The following is a 20,273-nucleotide window of genomic DNA, read 5'->3' as shown; positions in this document are numbered from 1 at the left end:
GTCAGCGGGAGGCGAATTCTACAGCGTTACAACCTGCTGTCAACTGCCTTTTTCACCGCTGTCGATTCAAACATCTGAACCGAAGCATTCCTCGCTGCCTACTTCGTCCAACTCTTTGATTATCAAGGAGTTTTCCGTTTCGTCTGCGCCGGAAGTGGGGCGAATTATAGACAGATCCAGAGGGGCGTCAACACCTAATTTGAACTTTTGGCGAAAAAGCCAAAACCCCAAGGAAATCCGATACTTCCTTCTGTTTATATAGATACTAGCTAAAGACACCCGCAAGAGCATCAGCCCCTCAAAGAACACCTGCTTCACGCAGCGTTGTTACGTCAGTGTCTGATAAGCCCAATACACCGGTAAGAACCTCCAGCGTGTGCTCTCCTAGCAACGGAGGTGCGCGCCGATATTCAACCGGCGTCGCGGATAAGCGGATCGGACTAGCGACTTGAGGAACGCTCCCGCCTAACGCATGAGGCAGCTCCACCTTCAAACCACGGAACTGCACCTGCGGATCCGCGAATACCTGAGCAACATCATTGATAGGCCCGCAAGGGACGCCTGCAACTTCCAACGCCGCAACCCACTCAGCCGTGGTTTTGAACACGGTGGCCTGCCGGATTAACGGAATCAGCTCGGCACGATGTGCGACTCGCTGCTTATTAGTGGAAAAGCGCGGATCATCAGTCCACTGCGGATGCCCAGCCACTTCTGCGAATTTGCGGAACTGGCTGTCGTTCCCCACCGTGAGGATGAAATCGCCATCGGCAGTAGGGAAATCCTGGTACGGCACGATATTAGGATGCGCATTACCCAGTCGCCTTGGCGATACGCCCGTGGTCAGGTAGTTCATCGCCTGATTCGCCAGGCAGGCGACCTGCACATCCAGCAACGCCATATCGATGTGCTGACCGGGACCTCCCTGGTCACGATGCGCCAGAGCAGCGAGAATCGCCGACGTCGAATACAGCCCTGTAAGAATATCCGTCAGCGCCACGCCGACCTTGACCGGTCCCGCACCATCTTCGCTCTCCGCAAGGCCAGTAAGGCTCATCAACCCACCAAGTCCCTGAATCATGAAGTCGTAACCGGCGCGCTTGGCATACGGCCCCGTCTGACCGAACCCAGTAATAGAGCAATAGATGAGCCTGGGGTTTTCTAGCTGCAGTGATTCGTAATCCAGGCCGTAAGCCTTCAACCCGCCAACCTTGAAGTTCTCGATGACAATATCGGACTTCGCCGCCAGCTCCCGAACCAACTTCTGACCTTCAGGCTGAGTGAAGTCTATAGTGACGGACTGCTTGTTACGGTTGGCTGACAGGTAGTACGCAGCCTCAGACGTGTTTTCTCCACGCGGATCCTTCAGAAAGGGTGGCCCCCAGGCGCGCGTATCGTCGCCATTGCCCGGGCGCTCGATCTTGATGACCTCTGCACCCAGGTCAGCCAGAATCTGCCCTGCCCAAGGGCCAGCGAGCACCCGAGACAAGTCCAGCACACGCAAATGCGATAACGCGCCCATTGCAGGCTCCTTAATAGAAGGCCTGGATGCCGGTCTGGGCACGACCCAGGATGAGCGCATGGACGTCGTGGGTGCCTTCGTAGGTATTGACCACTTCCAGGTTGACCAGATGCCTGGCGATGCCGAACTCATCAGAAATGCCATTACCACCCAACATGTCACGCGCCATACGCGCGATGTCCAAGGACTTGCCGCAAGAGTTGCGCTTCATGATGGAGGTGATTTCGACCGCTGCGGTGCCCTCGTCTTTCATGCGGCCCAGACGCAGGCAGCCTTGAAGCGCCAGCGTGATCTCGGTCTGCATGTCAGCGAGCTTTTTCTGAATCAGCTGATTAGCTGCAAGCGGACGGCCAAACTGTTGACGGTCCAGCGTGTATTGACGCGCGGTGTGCCAGCAAAACTCGGCAGCCCCCAAGGCGCCCCAGGAGATGCCATAGCGGGCGGAGTTAAGGCACGTGAAAGGACCTTTGAGGCCACGGACATCCGGGAAAATGTTCTCTTCCGGCACAAACACGTTGTCCATGACGATCTCGCCGGTGATAGAAGCGCGAAGGCCAACCTTGCCGTGAATCGCCGGAGCCGTCAGGCCTTGCCAGCCCTTTTCCAGTACAAAGCCGCGGATATCGCCAGCGTCATCTTTGCCCCAGACAACGAATACGTCGGCGATGGGGCTGTTGGTGATCCACATTTTGCTACCGGTCAGGCGGTAACCGCCTTCGACGCTCCGCGCACGGGTGATCATCGCACCCGGATCCGAGCCATGATTGGGTTCGGTGAGGCCGAAGCAGCCAATCCACTCACCGGACGCGAGTTTGGGCAGGTACTTCTGTTTTTGCGCTTCAGTGCCGAATTCGTTGATCGGCACCATGACCAGAGAGGACTGCACGCTCATCATGGAGCGGTAACCTGAATCGACGCGCTCGACCTCGCGAGCGATCAGGCCGTAACACACGTAGTTCAGACCGCTACCGCCATACTGCTCCGGGATCGTGGCGCCGAGGAGACCTATCTCACCCATCTCGCGGAAAATCGCTGGATCTGTCTTTTCATGCCGGAAGGCTTCAAGTACACGCGGCGCTAGCTTTTCCCTGGCGAACTGCTCGGCGCTGTCGCGAACCATGCGCTCTTCTTCGGTGAGTTGCTGGTCCAGCAACAGGGGGTCGATCCAACTGAAACTTGCCTTGCCGCTCATGATTCTCTCCTCACCTAGATGCCCTTCCGGACTCGCCGGAAAAGTAATGGAGCGAGCCTAGGCCTGGAACCATCAAGGGAGCAAACGACGATTTCGCATCGTCTTGTGCTAATTTCTCACTCCGAAGCACACTGATCAGCAGCCTGTCCGTTCTTCTGAGTGAGGCAAAGGTACATGCGCCGTAAAATCCCAAGCACCACCGCGTTGGTAAGCTTCGAGGCCGCTGCGCGGCACGAGAGCTTCACAAAAGCCGCCGAAGAGCTTTCGCTGACCCAGAGCGCGGTCTGCCGACAGATCGCCAGCCTGGAAGAGTTCTTGAATGTCGGCCTGTTCCGACGCTCACGACGGGGTGTGAAGCTAACAGAGGCAGGCCTTTCCTACAGCCGGCGCATCGCTACGCAACTTGACGCCGTTGAACGCGACACGCTGTCAGTGATGGGTCACCAGGGCGTGAATGTGATCGAACTCGCGGTGGTGCCTACCTTCGGCACGCAATGGCTACTTCCGCGTTTAAAGGATTTTCAGAAGAAACACCCTGACGTCACTGTCAACCTGACGAACCGCACGCGGCCCTTTTTGTTCGCGGATACCGAATTCGACGCAGCGATTTATTTTGGCGATGCTGATTGGTCCGGTACCGAATCTCACAGACTGATGGGCGAGAACCCGATGCCGGTCTGCAGTCCGGCACTACTTGGGGCACGGCACAGCATTAGCGCTCAAGAGTTGGCCGAGATGCCACTGCTCCAGCAAACCACTCGGCCCTACGCGTGGCGGCAGTGGTTCAACTCGCTGGACATAGGCGTGGCCCGCGACATGACAGGTCCTCGTTACGAGCTATTCTCCATGCTCGCGCAGGCAACCATGCACGACATGGGTGTGGCGCTCATCCCGCCGTTTCTTATTCAGCATGAACTGGCCGAGAAGCGCCTGGTGATTGCCAACCCGCACCATCTCTCGAGCACCAAGGCGTATTACTTGATGATTCCAGAGCGCAAAACGGAATCGGCGTCCCTGAAAGCGTTTCGGGATTGGCTGATTCAGCAGGCCGACACTTACTCGCTCCCTTGAACACCCATTTACGTCTTGAAGATTTTCTGTAGTACGCCTACCTACAAACCTACAGATATCCTGAATTGTCGCATTGACGACAAACTTCTCAGCTCTGACCTTAACGCCCCAATAGTCATACGAATAGGGCTCTCCAGCCGTTTTCAGGGCGTTTTATAATTTCGTCGTCGGACGACCCCTGCGGACTAATAATTCATAAAAGATCATTTACATCAGACACTTGTGCTATTCAGTGCGTCAATCGGTCACAGGGTGACTTGTAGTACATTTTTCGTTCAGTTACAGAAACCCTTGAAGGCCTCTGACATCCCCTGCAAAATGCCGCGCCCGGCTGTTTTAACGGGCGTAGTGATCGCAATCCCAGCCCTCGGGCCGTAGCGCGCTGGCCTAATTAAGACAATAAGATCACGCAGGAGATTTGACGTGCACATTGGAGTCCCCCTCGAAACCCAGCTTGGTGAAACCCGGGTCGCCGCCACTCCCGAGACCATCAAAAAGCTCATCGCCCAAGGCCACACAGTGAGCGTTCAGAACGGCGCGGGCATTGCAGCGAGCGTGACGGACAGTGCTTACGAGGCAGCAGGTGCATTGATCGGCAGCGCCGCCGATGCGTTCGGCGCTGAACTCATCCTCAAGGTCTCCGCTCCCGGCGACGCCGAGTTGCCGTTGATCAAAAGCGGCACCGTGGTAGTCGGGATGCTCAACCCGTTCAATAACGACATGATCGCCAAGCTGGCCGAACGCGGAATTGCCGCCTTTGCCCTCGAAGCTGCGCCACGCACCTCGCGCGCGCAAAGCCTTGACGTGCTGTCTTCCCAAGCCAACATCGCCGGCTATAAAGCTGTGTTGTTGGCGGCGCATCACTACCCGCGCTTTATGCCGATGCTGATGACTGCGGCCGGTACGGTGAAAGCAGCGCGAGTGCTGATTCTCGGCGCGGGCGTTGCGGGGCTGCAGGCCATCGCCACGGCCAAACGCCTGGGTGCAGTCATCGAGGCCTCTGACGTGCGTCCGGCCGTCAAGGAACAGATCGAGTCGCTAGGGGCCAAGTTCGTTGACGTGCCGTACGAGACTGACGAGGAGCGCGAGGCTGCTGTGGGCGTCGGCGGTTACGCCCGCCCGATGCCAGCCAGCTGGATGCAGCGTCAGGCAGTGGCCGTTCATGAGCGCGCCAGGCAGGCGGACATCGTGATTACCACGGCGCTGATCCCTGGCCGCAAGGCACCGGTGCTCTTGAGCGCTGAAACAGTCGCGCAAATGAAGCCCGGTTCGGTGGTGATTGATCTGGCTGCCGCGCAGGGCGGCAACTGCCCGCTTACGGTGGCGGATCAGGTGGTGGTCGAGCACGGCGTGACCATTGTCGGCCACACGAATCTCCCGGCCATGGTTGCGGCGGATGCATCGGCTCTTTATGCCCGCAACCTGCTGGACTTCATGAAGCTGCTTTTCAACCAGGAAGGGCAGTTCCAGATCAACCTCGAAGACGACATCGTCGCCGCGTGCCTTATGTGCCGCGATGGCCAAGTCATCCGCAAAAACGGCTGAGGATAAAAATAATGGAAGAGTTCATCTCACCCGGCATCTACAACCTGATCATCTTCGTGCTCGCCATTTACGTCGGCTACCACGTGGTCTGGAACGTGACGCCTGCGCTGCACACGCCCCTGATGGCAGTTACAAACGCCATCTCGGCCATCGTCATCGTCGGCGCGATGCTCGCTGCAGCGCTGACAGTAACGCCACTGGGCAAAACCATGGGCACGCTGGCCGTCGCGCTGGCCGCCGTTAACGTCTTCGGCGGTTTTCTGGTCACCCGGCGCATGCTGGAGATGTTCAAAAAGAAAGCGCCCAAGGTTAAAGACGAGGTGGCCAAGTAATGAGCATGAACCTCGTCACATTGCTGTACCTCGTCTCGGCGATCTGCTTCATCCAGGCGCTGAAGGGCTTGTCTCACCCGACCACGTCGCGTCGAGGCAACCTGTTCGGCATGCTCGGCATGGGTCTGGCTGTTTTAACTACGATCGGACTGGTCTTCAAACTGGCCGCGTTGTCCACGGACGGTGCCAGCGCAGGGATTGGCTATATCCTGATCGGTCTGCTGGTCGGCGGCACTGCCGGTTCGATCATGGCCAAGCGCGTCGAAATGACCAAGATGCCGGAACTGGTCGCCTTCATGCACAGCATGATCGGTCTGGCCGCCGTATTCATCGCCATCGCTGCCGTGGTCGAGCCACAGTCGCTGGGCATTGTTCACCACTTGGGTGATCCGATTCCGGCGGGCAATCGTCTGGAGTTGTTCCTTGGCGCAGCTATTGGTGCGATCACCTTCTCCGGCTCCGTCATCGCTTTCGGCAAGCTGTCTGGCAAATACAAATTCCGCCTGTTCCAGGGCGCACCGGTGCAATTTGCCGGTCAGCACAAACTCAATCTGATTTTGGGCCTTGCGACGTTGCTGTTCGGCGTCACGTTCATGCTGACGGGTAGCCTGTTCGCGTTCAGCATTATGCTGATCCTCGCATTCGTGATTGGCGTGCTGCTGATTATCCCGATTGGTGGCGCAGACATGCCAGTTGTGGTGTCGATGCTCAACAGTTACTCAGGCTGGGCAGCGGCGGGCATTGGCTTCTCGCTGAACAACTCGATGCTGATCATCGCCGGTTCCCTGGTCGGCTCTTCCGGCGCGATTCTGTCGTACATCATGTGCAAGGCGATGAACCGCTCGTTTTTCAACGTGATCGGTGGCGGTTTCGGTGGCGCAGCAGATGCCGGTGCTGCGAGCGGCATCAAAGAAGCCCGCCCGGTCAAATCCGGATCAGCTGACGATGCGACCTTCCTGCTGACCAACGCCGACACTGTAATCATCGTGCCGGGTTACGGGCTGGCGGTCGCTCGAGCGCAGCACGCGCTGAAAGAGCTGACCGAAAAGCTGACCCACGCGGGCGTCACGGTGAAGTACGCGATCCACCCGGTGGCCGGCCGGATGCCGGGGCACATGAACGTCCTGCTGGCGGAGGCCGAGGTGCCTTACGACCAGGTGTTCGAGATGGAGGACATCAACTCCGAGTTCGGTCAGGCCGACGTCGTTCTGGTGCTGGGCGCCAATGATGTGGTCAATCCGGCGGCCAAGAACGATCCCAAATCACCGATTGCCGGCATGCCGATCCTCGAGGCGTACAAGGCCAAGACCATCATCGTCAACAAGCGCTCCATGGCCAGCGGCTATGCCGGCTTGGATAACGAGCTGTTCTATCTGGACAAAACCATGATGGTGTTTGGTGACGCCAAAAAGGTCATCGAGGACATGGTCAAAGCGATCGAATAGCGGTTGCAACCCGAGATAAAACAACCCTCGGCGCAGGTGATGGTCGAGGGTTTTTTACACCCCGGGTAAAAGTGTTTCTCGCGCAGAGGCGCTAATTAGAGCCTTGAGTGCGACCTTGGTAGCGGGACGAATACACTTCAAATCTCTAGACTTCGCTCACGCATCTTTGTCATGAGATTAACAACATGCACCGTGAACGAATCCGTCTGCCCTCGCTGATGAGCAAGATAATGAGCGCGGCCGACGCCGCTTCCTTGATCAAGGACGGCATGACCGTCGGCATGAGCGGCTTCACCCGCGCAGGCGAAGCCAAAGCCGTACCCCAGGCGCTGGCTGAACGCGCCAAAACAGTTCCGCTGAAGATCAGCCTGATGACGGGCGCAAGCTTGGGCAACGATCTGGACAAGCAACTGACCGAAGCGGGCGTGCTGTCCCGCCGCATGCCTTTTCAGGTCGACAGTACCCTGCGCAAGGCCATCAACGACGGCACCGTGATGTTCATTGACCAGCATCTGTCGGACACCGTCGAGCAACTGCGCAATCGCCAGATCAAGGCTGTGGATATCGCCGTGATTGAATGCGTGGCGATCACCGAAGAAGGGCACTTGGTGCTCAGTACTTCAGTCGGTAACTCGGCGAGCTTCGCCATTCTTGCCCAGCACGTGATCATCGAGATCAATCTCGCCCAGCCCCTTGAGCTCGAAGGGCTGCATGACATCTATATACCCACTTACCGGCCGACGCGGCTGCCGATCCCGGTGCTCAAGACCGATACCCGAATCGGCAGTCAGGCCGTGAAGATCGATCCGGCCAAGATCGTCGGCATCGTGATCAGCAATCAACCCGACTCGCCGTCGTCGGTATTGCCGGCAGACACCGACACTCAGGCTATCGCGGGCCATTTGGTTGAGTTCTTCAAGAACGAAGTGCGGCTGAACCGCCTGACCAATCAGCTGATGCCGCTGCAGGCCGGGGTAGGCACGATCGCCAATGCCGTCATGACAGGGCTGATCGATTCACCCTTTCACGGCATGACGATGTATTCGGAAGTACTGCAGGACTCGACGTTCGACCTGTTCGAGGCGGGCAAGCTGGATTTTGCCTCAGGCTGTTCCATGACTCTGTCCGAGCGCAAGCACTCTGCGGTCTACGACAATCTGGAACAGTACAGATCCAGACTGTTACTGCGCCCCCAGGAAATTTCGAACCATCCAGAGGTCGTCCGCCGCCTGGGCATCATCGGGATCAACACCGCTCTGGAGTTCGACCTGTACGGAAACGTCAACTCTACCCATGTGGGTGGGACACGGATGATGAACGGTATAGGAGGGTCAGGCGACTTCGCACGGAATGCCCACCTTGCCATTTTCGTGACCAAGTCCATTGCCAAAGCTGGCGCCATCTCCAGCGTGGTGCCCATGGTCAGCCATGTGGACCATACCGAACACGACGTGGACATCCTGGTGACAGAGATAGGACTGGCCGATTTGCGAGGCCTGGCACCCCGGGAACGTGCGCGGGTGATCATCGACAACTGCGTGCATCCGGCTTACCGCGAGGCGCTGAATGATTATCTCCGCCGCGCCTGCGCAGTTGGCGGTCACACTCCGCATGTTCTGCGGGATGCACTCAGTTGGCACCTTAATCTAGAAGAAACGGGCCGCATGTTGGCGACCTGAAAACACAGTTTGTCAGTGGCGACGACCTTTCGTCGTCACAGTTCGCAGACTGAACGTAAATTCTGCAAAAACTGTACTGCTGTACGGGTGTTTTTGCCAAGGCAAAGCGGGAAGTGACTGGCAAGATCACCCAATAAGCACACTAATGGTGCAGACCCGTACAGTTGCCCCACTTCTGAACAAAACAGTGGTGTTTAACAGTTAATTGGAGCAGCACAATACAAATGAACTGTGTCTAGAGAGAGGAGGGCAATGAGAGGAATATTGTCACCAATCAAGTCACTCTCTAATCCCGCCACAAGCGGAAGGAAGATGCATCATGGAACGCACCGTCAGTTCCGAACTGTTCTACGAAGACACCGCAAAAACCGCACAAGCCTCGTTGCCGCTGCGCATGTTCGCCAACCTGATGCTCTGGCAGCGTCGTCTGTCCAGCCGCCATCAACTGGCTCGTCTGGATGCACGTTTGCTGGCTGACGCCGGTATCAGCGAATCCCAGCGTTACGAAGAGCTGAGCAAGCCGTTCTGGCGCTAATGTAGCGTCTGCTGGTCCCAGGCAAAGCGCCTCTCGCCAGCAACCCGAATTGTTCAAACAAAACCCGTCAGCAGGTTACTGCTGGCGGGTTTTGTCGTTTCAGGCCAGCGTACAGCTTGGCAAACAAAACCAGTACAGTTTTGACTGTCTTCACGAAAAACCCATACAGACCAATGTTTCCAGGCGATTTCAGCATTAATGGTCCGCACGCCAGCTGCTTGCGTAAGGCGAGGATGGTGAGCGGGCTCGCTTATAAGCTAATCTTGCGCCACCTTGACCACGCACTCGCGAGACAGCTAAGGCTGAGCTTCCGATTTAAGCGTCAGTGGTTTTCGAATCCCGTTATTTTGGAGTGCCTGTATGTCTCGCGTTCGCCTGTTGAGTGCCGCTTTCCTGATCGTTGCTGCTACCGGGGCCCAGGCTTCCAGTTTCGTTGTTACAACCGACACCATTGTCCGTGCGCTGGATGCATCGTCCAATGCCACGTCGAAAATCTCGTCCTCCTTTCATGACGACAAGATCGTCCTGGCCGCCCGCGACGACGCAGCAAGCTTCGTTGCCAGCGAAGGCGAGATCCGTGGCGTGAAGCTCCAAGGCGCGTTGCAACACATCCGCGAGGTTGCGCCAAGCCTGCAAGCGTCGGACGCGCAACTCGCGCAGGCGATTCTTGCCATCTGATTCAGTATCGCGACAGGTTTCTCCCGCCTACGCCTGAGTCTTTGCACTAGCTCTGACTCGGGTGTTGCGCTAGCCTTGCGACTCGTTTCGCAGAACCTGAACAGCCCTGAATAGCCATGCATTCGTTGTCTCGCCTAGTGCTTGCCGTCATCGCCACCTTGAGTATTTCCACTCAGGTTCTGGCGTTCGACGTGACCACACAAAGCCTGGTCAAAACCGGATACGCCACCAGCCAGGTGACGACCGGGCCTTTCGATAGCAAGTTGATAATTGCCGCCCAGGATGATGCTGCAGTGTTTGTTGCCAGTGACGGCCAACTGCGAGGAGCACGACTGGAATCGGCGCTGGCATACCTGCGTCAATCCCACCCGAAACTTCATGCAAGCGACCTTGAACTGGCGCAGGCAATCCTCGTCCAATAGTCACTTTTTTGTAACTTCCGTATTTTGGAGACGTTCCATGCGTACCCCGTTGATCGCTGCCGCCCTCGGCCTGCTCTTGCTGACTGATATGGCACAGGCACAAACCCTGAAGGCCACCAGTAACATCGTCGTTCGCGCCCTCGGCCGCAGCATCGATTTCACCTCCGACACCACCTCATCCGTACGCAACTGGAAACTCGTACTCGAAGCGCGCGACGACGCTGCCAGCTATGTCGCGAGCAACGGCGATATCCATGGCGCACTGCTCGACGCAGCTTTCATGACGCTGCGCGACCGCCTGCCTGAGGCCCGCAACGCCAGTGACCAGGACCTCGCCGAGGCCATCCTCGCACTGTGAAACGCCTCGCTGTCTGGCTGCTGACGTCGGCGCTGTCGCTGATTTGCACGGGCGCCTTCGCCGATCTCAGGCTGTCGTTGCATGCAGACGGGCTCAGCCCTGCGCAACAGAAGGCCAGCCAGACATTGCTCGACGAAGCGATGGCGCACCTGCCGCCACTTTTCGTCAGCAAGCTCGATCGCAAGGTCGAAGTGCATTGGACCGATGACATGCCGTCCAATGCCTACGGCCGTGCAGACGGCCCTTACCGGCTGGACCTGAATCAGCACTTGCTCGCGGGCCTGACCGATGGCAGCGCCGCGACAACCCGAACCAATCGTCCTCACGGCACCGTGCGCGAAGAAATGCTCGCCACGGTTCTGCATGAGCTGACTCATATTTATGATCACGCGCAGCTTTGGTCCGCTGAAGACCGCAAGCTGATCGTTGCATGTACCCGGCAGGGCAAGAGCGTGGGAAAGGTTGGCCTGCGTGACAGCTGCCGGGGGCAGACCGACCGACGCTTCACGTTAAGTGATGATCCCCGCCTTCTGGATCTGGCGGGATGGCCGCAGTACGTCGGCCGCCGCGGTGACAGGGAAGAGCGCAACGGTCAGGTCGCGCGCAGTCCGGACATCTACGAAATCAGCAGCCCGCTGGAATTCGTTGCGGTGAACATGGAGTACTTCCTCCTCGATCCGGCCTACGCCTGTCGCCGTCCGGCACTGTACGACTATTACAAGGCTCGGTTCGACTGGGCGCCCGCAACGAAAGATCAGTGCCCGACGTCCTATCCTTACCTCAACGCCGGGAACGACTTTGCCCGAGAGCCACTGGGCAAGCTCGACCCCGAACGTGTGTACGAAGTCGATTACCTGCTGGCAGAGGCCAACCAGAATCTGGCGAGCCGGTGGGGCCATAGCATGCTTCGGCTGGTGATATGCAAGCCCGGTCGCCCGCGTGGCCCCGACTGCCGGCTGGACCTGGATCAGCACCTGGTGCTGTCGTACCGCGCCTTTGTCAACGACCTGCAGCTGTCCAGCTGGAGCGGCTTGACCGGCAAATATCCGTCGCGCCTGTTTGTCCTGCCGCTGGGTCAGGTCATCGATGAGTACACCAAGACCGAACTGCGCGGCCTGGCCTCGGTCCCGCTGAAACTGTCCCGTGAGGAGATCAACGGCCTGGTTCAACACGCTGCCGAGATGCACTGGGCATACGACGGGGATTACTGGTTCCTGTCCAATAACTGCGCGGTGGAAAACCTGAAACTACTGCGCAGCGGCACTGACGATCCGCGGCTTGTCGGGCTGGATAGCATCATGCCCAACGGGCTGCTGGAAGTCCTCAAGGGCAGGGGGCTGGCGGACACCAGCGTGCTGGACGATCCGAAGAAAGCGCTGCGCATGGGCTACCGCTTCGACTCGTACCGTGACCGTTATCAGGCGATGTTCGATGTGCTGCGCAAGACCACCAGCGTCAAGCAGACCACGGTTGAGGATTGGCTGGCACTGACGCCCCAAGAGCGACGCCCTTACTTCGCAAATGCTGATTTGCGCACCAGCGCTGCGATGTTGCTGCTGGAACAGGCCGGGCTCCGTCGTCAGTTATTGCTCGCGCAGGATGAGGTCAAGCAGCGCTACCTCAGTGCTGTGGAGCAGAAGGACAACGGCGTCTCCAGGGCGACCGGCACGCTGCAGGACATTCTCGCCAACAGCGGATTCCTGAGTCGACCCGCAGAATTGCTCGGCAGCGGCGGCTACGGTCTGCCGCAGGAAGGCGAGTGGAAGCGCTTAGAGGACGAGAGCAGCCAGCGGCAGAAACAGCTTCAGCGGCTCAGCGGCGATCTGGACAAAGAGGTGAGGGCGCTGCTCGATCCCGACCGCGCCGCCGAGATCGCTGCGACCGAAGACAACCTCAAGCAGGTCGGTGAGCACCTGCGGGCGCTGCACAAGGCAGCAGGCGGGTTGGAGCTGCCTTGATCGATGCGCTGCTGTGCGCCCTAAATGACTCAGGCAGTTTCCCCAGGCTCACCTGGCAGATGCTCGTCGAGGTGCAGCCAGGGCAGGCGGCTGTCGGTCCAGATGTGTCGATTGGCAGGCGTCAGCTCCGGATGATCAAGGGTGGCAATGGTCACATCCATGGTCTCCGGGCTGTTCCGGCTGAACAGCGCGACCTGCGCCCCACAGTTATTGCAGAAATACCGCACGCACGTCGGGCCTGAATCATAGGTAGTCGGACTTCCGGCCAGCCATTTGAAAGCCTCGACGGGGACGCTGGTCCACGTCACGACGATTCCACCCGACGTGCGCCGACAAATCGAACAGTGGCAGTGGGCAACGTCATCCACGGGGCCATCGAGCTGGTAACGCAGATTGCCGCAATGGCATCCGCCGGTCTGCAATTCACTCATGAGCACTCTCCCGGTTATGTATGGGTCTGACCGCATCCTGAGGTCGATAACTCAACCTCCCGCTCGTTAACTTGAGAAGTGCAACGAAAGCTGGCTGAAAGCTTCCCCGTTTAGCATCACCTCACCGCCGGCGACAGACCGGTCGGCCAGGACGAACGCGCTTGACGTTCTCCGGCCCATCTACAACAACAATTAGGTGATTTCCGATGCTTGCATGTGCCCTGCAGTACCCCCTTCGTAATCCCCGACTCCACGCGCCGCTCGTTTTGAGCTGATCGATTCGTCTCGTCCGTTCCCCGCCGCGTAACGCTGGAGTATTGCTATGTTGACCTTCCTCGGCTTCGCCATGGTCGTCGCCTTCATGTACCTGATCATGAGCAAGCGCCTGTCCGCGCTGATTGCCTTGATCATTGTCCCTATCGTTTTTGCCTTGTTCGGTGGCTTCGCCTCGGAAATCGGCCCAATGATGCTTGCGGGCATCACCAAGCTAGCGCCAACAGGCGTGATGCTGATGTTCGCCATCCTTTATTTCGCACTGATGATCGACTCCGGGCTGTTCGACCCGGCCGTGCGCAAGATCCTCAAGCTGGTGAAAGGCGACCCGGTCAAAGTGTCGGTCGGTACGGCTGTGCTGGCGCTGGTTGTCTCGCTGGACGGTGACGGCGCCACGACGTACATGATCTGCGTGGCCGCCATGTTGCCGCTGTACAGCCGCCTGGGCATGAGCCCGCGCATCATGGCGGGCCTGATCATTCTGGCCGGCGGCGTGATGAACATGACGCCATGGGGCGGCCCGACCGCGCGGGCGGCGAGTGCCCTGCATGTCGATCCATCCGACATCTTCGTGCCAATGATTCCGGCGATGCTGGCAGGCGTTGTGGCGATTCTGCTGATCGCCTACTTCTACGGCAAACGCGAACGTGCGCGCCTGGGCGAACTGCAACTGCCTGGTGACGAAGGCGATCACAGCGACATCAGCGTTTCGCAGTTTCCTGAAGCCCGCCGCCCCAAGCTGATCTGGTTCAACGCCGCACTGACGCTGGTGCTGATGGTGGCGCTGATCATGGGCCTGCTGCCGCTGCCGGTGCTGTTCATGATTGCATTCAGTATCGCGATGATCGTCAACTATCCGTGCCTGCAAGCACAGAAAGACCGTGTAGCGGCCCACGCCGGCAGCGTGCTGGCAGTGGTCGGACTGATTTTTGCTGCGGGGATCTTTACCGGTATCCTGTCCGGCACCGGAATGGTCGACGCGATGTCGAAGAGCCTGCTGGCCGTGATTCCTGAAGCGATGGGCCCTTATCTGGCCGTGATCACTGCAGTTGTCAGCATGCCGTTCACTTTCTTCATGTCCAACGACGCGTTCTACTATGGTGTGCTGCCAGTGCTGGCCGAAGCCGCTTCGCATTACGGCATCAGCCCGGTGGAAATGGCACGTGCCTCGATCGTCGGCCAACCCGTCCACCTGTTGAGTCCGTTGGTGCCTTCGACGTATCTGCTGGTGGCACTGGCGGGCATCGAGTTTGGTGATCACCAGCGCTTTACCCTCAAATGGGCCGTGCTGGTGTGTGTGTGCATTCTGATCGCTGCGCTGCTGATGGGAATTTTCCCGCTCTACAGCAGCCTATAACGCAACTCAACGCTCCCTTTGGCGTAACTGTGCCGGAGGGAAAACGAACGCTCAAAGGAATACGTAATGGAATGGCTGACCAACCCTGAGATCTGGGTTGCTTTCTTCACGCTGACCGCCCTGGAAATCGTGCTGGGTATCGACAACATCATCATGATCTCGATCCTGGTCAGCCGCATGCCCAAGGCGATGCAGCCACGCACCCGCATCTTCGGGCTGGCGCTGGCAATGGTGACGCGGATTCTGCTGCTGCTGTCGATCACCTGGGTCATGCGCCTCACCGACGACCTGTTCGTGGTCCTCGGCCAAGGCATTTCCGGACGCGACCTGATTCTGTTCTTCGGTGGCCTGTTTCTGTTGTGGAAAAGCTCGCAAGAGATCTACCACGGCATGGAAGGCGAAGAGGAGACGCTGGACGAGCCGAAAGGCAAGGGCGGCATGTTTCTGTACACCATCCTTCAGATTGCAATCATCGACATCGTATTCTCGCTGGACTCGGTCATCACTGCCGTGGGTATGGTTTCCCACGTACCGGTGATGGTCGCGGCGATCATCGTGGCGGTGCTGATCATGATGCTGTGCGCGGGCGTCATCAGCGACTTCATCGAGAAGCACCCATCGCTGAAGATGCTGGCGCTGTCGTTCCTGATCGTCGTCGGCACCGTGCTGATTGCCGAGTCGTTCGATGTGCATGTGGCGAAGGGCTACGTCTACTTCGCCATGGCGTTCTCGCTGGCGGTTGAGGCGATCAACATCAAAATGCGCACGTCGATGGCGAAGAAGCGCAAGATGCAGGACCCGGTGAAACTTCGTAAGGACGTACCGGGTCAATAACGTCCGCTGCGTAGACGTGACGAAAAAACGGGGCCCTCTGAGTGCCCCGTTTTTTATCGGTGCGAATCAACGAGCGACCTTCAAATACCTGATTTATGACAGATTTGTTTCAAGAGATAATCCTCTGTGCCATGCTGGCATTAAGGCCACAGGCCGACTAAAGCTTTAGTTGAGCGCGCTGTTCGATGCACCTCAAGCGCTTACGCTCGCTACACGCTGGACCTTTTAACCTTTGCCCGATGGGCAACCTACAGGGGGCTCTCCGTATGCTGACCCTGCTCGATTTGCTTTCCGCCGTCGCGCTGTTGATCTGGGGCACACACATCGTTCGGACCGGCATTCTGCGTGTCTACGGCTCGCAGCTGCGCCGTGTCATTGGCCAGAACATGTCCAAACGCCCGCTGGCATTCGTTGCGGGGATCCTCGTCACCGCTGTGGTGCAAAGCAGTAACGCCACGGCGATGCTGGTGACGTCCTTCGTTGGCCAGGGCTTGATGGGCCTGACGCCCGCGCTGGCCATCATGCTCGGTGCCGACGTCGGTACTGCGGTGATGTCGCGAATCCTGACATTCGACCTGTCGTGGCTGTCGCCACTGCTGATCTTTCTGGGCGTGATCTTCTTTCTGTCGCGCAAACAAACCCGTGTGGGCCAGTTGGGTCGTGTCGGCATTGGCCTGGGCCTGATCATTCTCGCCTTGCAGCTGATCGTCACCGCCGCCGCGCCGATTACCCAGGCTGCTGGTGTGAAGGTGCTGTTTGCGTCACTGACAGGCGATCTTCTGCTCGACGCACTGGTCGGCGCCATGTTCGCGCTGATCTCCTACTCAAGCCTTGCGGCGGTGCTGCTGACGGCGACCCTCGCAGGCGCGGAAATCATAAGCCTGCCGGTGGCGATCGGTCTGGTGATCGGCGCCAACATCGGCAGCGGTCTGTTGGCGTTCCTCAGCACCAGCATGCAAAACGTCGCCGGTCGGCAAGTGGCGCTGGGCAGTCTGTTGTACAAACTGATCGGCCTGTTGCTGATCACCCCGGTCCTGACCCCGCTGGTGGCGTGGATGGACACGCTGAATGTCAGTCCGTCGAGCCTGGTCATCAGCTTTCATGTCATCTACAACTCCCTGCGCTGCCTGATCATGCTGCCGACGGTGGGGCCGATGGGACGTCTGTGCGCGTCGATTCTGCCTCAGCAGGCCGAGATCAACGGCCAGACCAAGCCTCGGCATCTGGACCTGACCGCACTGGCCACGCCGAGCCTGGCGCTGGCCAATGCCGTGCGCGAAACCCTGCGCATGGGTGATCTCATCGACAGCATGCTCAATGCCATGCAAGAGGTGCTGCGTGGCAACCAGACGGCGGTCACTCAGGAAGTGCGTCGGCTCAACGATGATGTCGAGGTACTCTACAACGCCATCAAGTTATACCTGGCGCAGATGCCCCGCGACGACCTCAGCGATCAGGACAATCGCCGCTGGGCCGAGATCATCGAACTGGCGATCAATCTGGAACTGGCCAGCGGGCTGATCGAGCGCATGCTGCGCAAGGTTCAGCAGCAGAAAACCTCGCAGCGGCGGTCGTTTTCCGACGTCGGCCTGGAAGAACTGTCCGGGCTGCACGAGCAGTTGATGGCGAATCTGCGTCTTGGCCTGTCGGTCTTCCTCAGCGGTGACCCGGAGAGCGCGCGCCAGTTGTTGCGCGAGAAACGTCGTTTTCGGGCACAGGAGCGGCGCCTGGCCCACGCCCATGTCAGCAGACTGCAACGCAAGATTGTGCAGAGTATCGAGACCAGCTCCCTGCACCTTGAGCTGATTTCCGACATGAAACGCTTGAACTCGCTGTTCTGCAGCAGCGCCTACGTGGTCCTTGAAACCACTGACACAGGCGCCTTGTCCAGCGAGGGCAACCCGGAATAATCGTGGTGAACGCAGGCGCCGCTGCGAAGTCTGTTACACATACCGGCCCGCAAGGAAGCCCGTTTTTATGCGTTGCCTGCTGTTCGTTTGTCTGGTTCTGACATCCCTTTCTTCCATGGCCCTCGACCGGTTGCAGGTTGAGGGCTACGTGCTGCCCAACGGTTTGCAGCTGTTGCTCAAGCCTGCGGACAAAGGTCATGTCGCTGTTCGCCTGGTCGTGGGTATTGGCTTTGATGACTTCAAATGCGAAGACAAAGAGCTGCCGCACCTGCTGGAGCACCTGCTGTTCAGCGGGATCGACAACAGCGGGGAGGGCGGCCTCGAGCAACAGATGCAGGCGCTGGGTGGAGAGTGGAACGCGTTCACCAGCAATACCGATACCACCTTCGTCATCGAGGCGCCGGCGCAGAATCAGCGCAAGGTGCTCGATCTGCTCCTCAATCTGCTGACTCACACGCAAATAAATCAGGCCAATCTGGACACTGCCAAGCGCATCGTCGCCCGTGAAGACGGTGGCCACTACTCGCATTTGCAACGCTGGCTGGACAAGCGCGATCTGGGCCACGGCGCCAGCAGTCAGCTTGCCGTTGAGCTTGGCCTCAAATGTCCGGAGCGGGCCGAGGTCGATCACCTCACGCTGGAGCAAGTCGAGAATATCTACAACAACTGGTACGCCTCCAACAACATGACGCTGATCATCGTGGGCGAACTCGACAAGTTGCTGCCTGCCTACCTGGAACGCACCTTCGGCCAACTTAATGCGGTCGATCCTACGGAACATCCGCCGCTTCGCTCGATGACCGAAAAGGCCGATTCCGAGCGCACGCTGATCCGCGGCGCGTTGGGCGATGGCGCCAAGCTGCATTTGCTGTTCCCTGAGCCGGACATGGGCGAGCAGCACGATGAAACCTGGGATCTGGTGAAAGCGTATCTGGACTGGACGCTGTACAGCGAACTGCGTCTGGACAAGGGGTATTCCTACGGGCCATGGGCCGATCGCGAAGCGTTCGGGGACACCGGCTTTCTCAGCCTTAATGCCGATCTCAACCGTGAAGACGTCGATTCGGCCACTGCCGCCGTGCGCGCGATGCTCCAGCGGCTGCGCAAGGAAGGCATGGACCCGGCCACCTTTGCACGGCTGCAGCAGGCCTCCATCGCCAAGCAAGCCTGGGCCGTTCAAGGCAATAGCGCGCTGGCCGACTATTACTGGGGTGCGTTGAATGATTACGACGATGGCCGCTTCCAAGACCCGGCCAAGCGGACCCGGGGCGTGAGCCTGGATCTGGCCAACCAGGCGATGCGTCAACTGCTGGCGCAACCCGGGTATCTTCGCGTTGAGGAGCCACTGCTCAGTTACGACGAGCTGTACGGGGTCGGACTCTTGCTGACGGGGCTGGTGGCGTTGCTGATTGTCTGGCGATGGCGGGTTTACAAGAAGCGTCCGTTGTAACGCCTATAGTTAGCGTATTGGATTCAGCGGGCCCGTTAGACGCAGACGATCTCCAACTTCATAGACCTAGCTTCATAAACGAAGAGTGACGCCCACCGATGCCGGACATCAACGCAATCATTCAGCACTCGCTCGTCCAGCGTGTGCTGGAGTTCATCAAGCGCTACCCCGGGCTGATTGCGTTTTTTGGGTTTTGCTCAGGCATCGGCAGTTTCATTCTGGTGGATCGCCAGGCCAAGCTGGCAACCTGGATTGCGGTCATTCTGCTGGTGAGCTGGATCTGGCTGATGGTAGAAAACAGCGCCGTCGCCCTGTTCGCGAAGATGTTCAAGCGCGAAATCCCGCAGCCGCTGCTGCGCTACGGCACCCAGATGATCCATCAGGAAAGCCTGTTTTTCGTACTGCCGTTCTTCTTCGTCACTACCACGTGGTACAGCGGCCAGCTGGCGTTCACCGGGCTGCTCGGGGCGGCAGGCCTGATTTCCATCATTGACCCGCTGTACTACAAATGGCTGGCGCCGCGCCGCTGGCTGTTCATGGCGCTGCACACCCTGACGTTGTTCGCTGCACTGCTCACGGCGCTGCCGATCATCGTTCACCTGACCACCGCCGAAAGTTACAAACTGGCGCTGGGCATTGCGATGCTGCTGTCATTTCCGAGCTTGGCATCGGGCTATCCGATCAACAGCTGGCAGCGCGGCCTTGGCGTGGTGGCCATGACACTGGCGATCGGCGGCGCGGGCTGGATGGCGCGATTCTGGGTGCCGCCAGCGACTCTCTGGCTGACCGAAGCAGCGATCAGCACCCGCTTCGATAATCAGAATCGCACCCCCGGCGAGAGCATTCAGGAGATCGGCGTCAACCAACTGCGCAGCGCCGGGCTTTACGCCTACACGTCGATCAACGCCCCGCGCGGTCTGAACGAGCGGATTTATCACGTGTGGCGCCACAATGGCGAGGAAATAGAGCGGATTGCTCTAGACATCAAGGGCGGTCGTGAGGAAGGCTACCGAGCCTGGACGCACAAGCAGAATTTTCCGCCGGACGTGCTCGGCAAGTGGCAGGTGAGGGTGCTCACGGAGGACGGGCAGATGATTGGTGTGCTGCGCTTTGACGTAACCGAGCGCGATCAGCCGGCCGTCACTCGCAACAAGATCAAGCCTGCAGGCCTCAAGCCAGGCACCAACGCTGCAAAGCCGGATGATTCCGAGGCGAAAAAACCCGCAGACAGTGCACCAGCCGAGAACCCATCTGCCCCGGCCAAAACCAACTAAGCTCGTCGCT

The 20,273-nt window shown here is 58.7% G+C and carries 18 protein-coding genes; 15 read left to right on the top strand and 3 right to left on the bottom strand.

The window, feature by feature from the left end:
* Nucleotides 1-298: 298 nt before the first annotated feature.
* Both AC0Z8Z_RS17150 and AC0Z8Z_RS17145 read right to left on the bottom strand, forming a co-directional pair.
* Nucleotides 299-1,519: a CaiB/BaiF CoA transferase family protein gene (locus AC0Z8Z_RS17150; protein WP_485619877.1), complete on the bottom strand. Its 1,221-nt coding sequence runs from the start codon at nt 1,517-1,519 to the stop codon at nt 299-301.
* A 10-nt stretch (nt 1,520-1,529) separates the two neighbouring features.
* The gene (locus tag AC0Z8Z_RS17145) at nt 1,530-2,711 is read right to left on the bottom strand and encodes an acyl-CoA dehydrogenase (protein WP_205485812.1); all 1,182 of its coding nucleotides are present in this window, start codon (nt 2,709-2,711) and stop codon (nt 1,530-1,532) included.
* Between the two features lie 174 nt (nt 2,712-2,885).
* Here AC0Z8Z_RS17145 and AC0Z8Z_RS17140 point away from each other — a divergent pair, with 174 nt between their 5' ends.
* From AC0Z8Z_RS17140 to AC0Z8Z_RS17095, 10 genes are all read left to right on the top strand, one after another.
* A complete protein-coding gene (locus AC0Z8Z_RS17140) occupies nt 2,886-3,782 on the top strand; it encodes a LysR family transcriptional regulator (RefSeq protein WP_485619876.1) in 897 nt (298 codons plus the stop codon).
* Between the two features lie 423 nt (nt 3,783-4,205).
* A complete protein-coding gene (locus AC0Z8Z_RS17135; RefSeq protein WP_485619875.1) occupies nt 4,206-5,327 on the top strand; it encodes a Re/Si-specific NAD(P)(+) transhydrogenase subunit alpha in 1,122 nt (373 codons plus the stop codon).
* An 11-nt stretch (nt 5,328-5,338) separates the two neighbouring features.
* On the top strand, nt 5,339-5,659 hold the full coding sequence (locus AC0Z8Z_RS17130) for an NAD(P) transhydrogenase subunit alpha part 2 (RefSeq protein ID WP_074892477.1): 321 nt from the start codon (nt 5,339-5,341) through the stop codon (nt 5,657-5,659).
* The gene (locus tag AC0Z8Z_RS17125; RefSeq protein WP_485619874.1) at nt 5,659-7,104 is read left to right on the top strand and encodes an NAD(P)(+) transhydrogenase (Re/Si-specific) subunit beta; all 1,446 of its coding nucleotides are present in this window, start codon (nt 5,659-5,661) and stop codon (nt 7,102-7,104) included. Before AC0Z8Z_RS17130 ends, AC0Z8Z_RS17125 begins: the two co-directional genes overlap by 1 nt.
* Nucleotides 7,105-7,289: 185 nt before the next feature.
* The gene (scpC, locus tag AC0Z8Z_RS17120) at nt 7,290-8,783 is read left to right on the top strand and encodes a succinyl-CoA:acetate CoA-transferase ScpC (RefSeq protein WP_485619873.1); all 1,494 of its coding nucleotides are present in this window, start codon (nt 7,290-7,292) and stop codon (nt 8,781-8,783) included.
* Nucleotides 8,784-9,102: 319 nt separating this feature from the next.
* Complete coding sequence (locus tag AC0Z8Z_RS17115) at nt 9,103-9,318, top strand: DUF1127 domain-containing protein (RefSeq protein WP_093466716.1); 216 nt, start codon at nt 9,103-9,105, stop codon at nt 9,316-9,318.
* A 360-nt stretch (nt 9,319-9,678) separates the two neighbouring features.
* The gene (locus AC0Z8Z_RS17110; protein ID WP_122623695.1) at nt 9,679-9,996 is read left to right on the top strand and encodes a DUF2388 domain-containing protein; all 318 of its coding nucleotides are present in this window, start codon (nt 9,679-9,681) and stop codon (nt 9,994-9,996) included.
* Between the two features lie 116 nt (nt 9,997-10,112).
* Complete coding sequence (locus AC0Z8Z_RS17105) at nt 10,113-10,418, top strand: DUF2388 domain-containing protein (protein WP_485619872.1); 306 nt, start codon at nt 10,113-10,115, stop codon at nt 10,416-10,418.
* 37 nt (nt 10,419-10,455) lie between these two features.
* A complete protein-coding gene (locus AC0Z8Z_RS17100) occupies nt 10,456-10,776 on the top strand; it encodes a DUF2388 domain-containing protein (protein ID WP_065987895.1) in 321 nt (106 codons plus the stop codon).
* Complete coding sequence (locus tag AC0Z8Z_RS17095; protein ID WP_485619871.1) at nt 10,773-12,734, top strand: DUF7844 domain-containing protein; 1,962 nt, start codon at nt 10,773-10,775, stop codon at nt 12,732-12,734. The genes AC0Z8Z_RS17100 and AC0Z8Z_RS17095 overlap by 4 nt, the downstream gene beginning before the upstream one ends.
* Before the next feature lie 29 nt (nt 12,735-12,763).
* Here the strand turns inward: AC0Z8Z_RS17095 and AC0Z8Z_RS17090 are convergent, their stop codons facing one another.
* Nucleotides 12,764-13,165 (bottom strand): GFA family protein, encoded by a 402-nt coding sequence (locus AC0Z8Z_RS17090; protein WP_172610121.1) that lies wholly within the window; start codon nt 13,163-13,165, stop codon nt 12,764-12,766.
* Between the two features lie 322 nt (nt 13,166-13,487).
* Here AC0Z8Z_RS17090 and AC0Z8Z_RS17085 point away from each other — a divergent pair, with 322 nt between their 5' ends.
* The 5 genes from AC0Z8Z_RS17085 (at nt 13,488) to AC0Z8Z_RS17065 (ending at nt 20,263) form a co-directional block, all read left to right on the top strand.
* Complete coding sequence (locus tag AC0Z8Z_RS17085) at nt 13,488-14,795, top strand: CitMHS family transporter (RefSeq protein WP_485619870.1); 1,308 nt, start codon at nt 13,488-13,490, stop codon at nt 14,793-14,795.
* Nucleotides 14,796-14,861: 66 nt separating this feature from the next.
* On the top strand, nt 14,862-15,629 hold the full coding sequence (locus AC0Z8Z_RS17080) for a TerC family protein (RefSeq protein WP_485619869.1): 768 nt from the start codon (nt 14,862-14,864) through the stop codon (nt 15,627-15,629).
* Nucleotides 15,630-15,895: 266 nt separating this feature from the next.
* Complete coding sequence (locus AC0Z8Z_RS17075) at nt 15,896-17,539, top strand: Na/Pi cotransporter family protein (protein WP_485619868.1); 1,644 nt, start codon at nt 15,896-15,898, stop codon at nt 17,537-17,539.
* 67 nt (nt 17,540-17,606) lie between these two features.
* Nucleotides 17,607-18,989, top strand: a complete 1,383-nt coding sequence (locus AC0Z8Z_RS17070; RefSeq protein WP_485619867.1) for a M16 family metallopeptidase — start codon at nt 17,607-17,609, stop codon at nt 18,987-18,989.
* A 98-nt stretch (nt 18,990-19,087) separates the two neighbouring features.
* A complete protein-coding gene (locus tag AC0Z8Z_RS17065; protein WP_485619866.1) occupies nt 19,088-20,263 on the top strand; it encodes a DUF5924 family protein in 1,176 nt (391 codons plus the stop codon).
* The last annotated feature ends 10 nt before the right edge of the window (nt 20,264-20,273 follow it).

The sequence above is a fragment of the Pseudomonas sp. 1L-C-7-B-C1 genome (assembly GCF_057291635.1).
The sequence above is the reverse complement of the archived record's forward strand: the minus strand, read 5'-3'. Positions and strand labels throughout refer to the sequence as shown.

Excerpts from the sequence above, each read along its gene's own strand:
- AC0Z8Z_RS17150 (WP_485619877.1), bottom strand. The coding sequence starts at position 1,519 with ATGGGCGCGTTATCGCATTTGCGTGTGCTGGACTTGTCTCGGGTGCTC.
- AC0Z8Z_RS17145 (WP_205485812.1), bottom strand. The coding sequence starts at position 2,711 with ATGAGCGGCAAGGCAAGTTTCAGTTGGATCGACCCCCTGTTGCTGGAC.
- AC0Z8Z_RS17140 (WP_485619876.1), top strand. The coding sequence starts at position 2,886 with ATGCGCCGTAAAATCCCAAGCACCACCGCGTTGGTAAGCTTCGAGGCC.
- AC0Z8Z_RS17130 (WP_074892477.1), top strand. The coding sequence starts at position 5,339 with ATGGAAGAGTTCATCTCACCCGGCATCTACAACCTGATCATCTTCGTG.
- AC0Z8Z_RS17125 (WP_485619874.1), top strand. The coding sequence starts at position 5,659 with ATGAGCATGAACCTCGTCACATTGCTGTACCTCGTCTCGGCGATCTGC.
- scpC (WP_485619873.1), top strand. The coding sequence starts at position 7,290 with ATGCACCGTGAACGAATCCGTCTGCCCTCGCTGATGAGCAAGATAATG.
- AC0Z8Z_RS17115 (WP_093466716.1), top strand. The coding sequence starts at position 9,103 with ATGGAACGCACCGTCAGTTCCGAACTGTTCTACGAAGACACCGCAAAA.
- AC0Z8Z_RS17110 (WP_122623695.1), top strand. The coding sequence starts at position 9,679 with ATGTCTCGCGTTCGCCTGTTGAGTGCCGCTTTCCTGATCGTTGCTGCT.
- AC0Z8Z_RS17105 (WP_485619872.1), top strand. The coding sequence starts at position 10,113 with ATGCATTCGTTGTCTCGCCTAGTGCTTGCCGTCATCGCCACCTTGAGT.
- AC0Z8Z_RS17100 (WP_065987895.1), top strand. The coding sequence starts at position 10,456 with ATGCGTACCCCGTTGATCGCTGCCGCCCTCGGCCTGCTCTTGCTGACT.
- AC0Z8Z_RS17090 (WP_172610121.1), bottom strand. The coding sequence starts at position 13,165 with ATGAGTGAATTGCAGACCGGCGGATGCCATTGCGGCAATCTGCGTTAC.
- AC0Z8Z_RS17085 (WP_485619870.1), top strand. The coding sequence starts at position 13,488 with ATGTTGACCTTCCTCGGCTTCGCCATGGTCGTCGCCTTCATGTACCTG.
- AC0Z8Z_RS17080 (WP_485619869.1), top strand. The coding sequence starts at position 14,862 with ATGGAATGGCTGACCAACCCTGAGATCTGGGTTGCTTTCTTCACGCTG.
- AC0Z8Z_RS17075 (WP_485619868.1), top strand. The coding sequence starts at position 15,896 with ATGCTGACCCTGCTCGATTTGCTTTCCGCCGTCGCGCTGTTGATCTGG.
- AC0Z8Z_RS17070 (WP_485619867.1), top strand. The coding sequence starts at position 17,607 with ATGCGTTGCCTGCTGTTCGTTTGTCTGGTTCTGACATCCCTTTCTTCC.
- AC0Z8Z_RS17065 (WP_485619866.1), top strand. The coding sequence starts at position 19,088 with ATGCCGGACATCAACGCAATCATTCAGCACTCGCTCGTCCAGCGTGTG.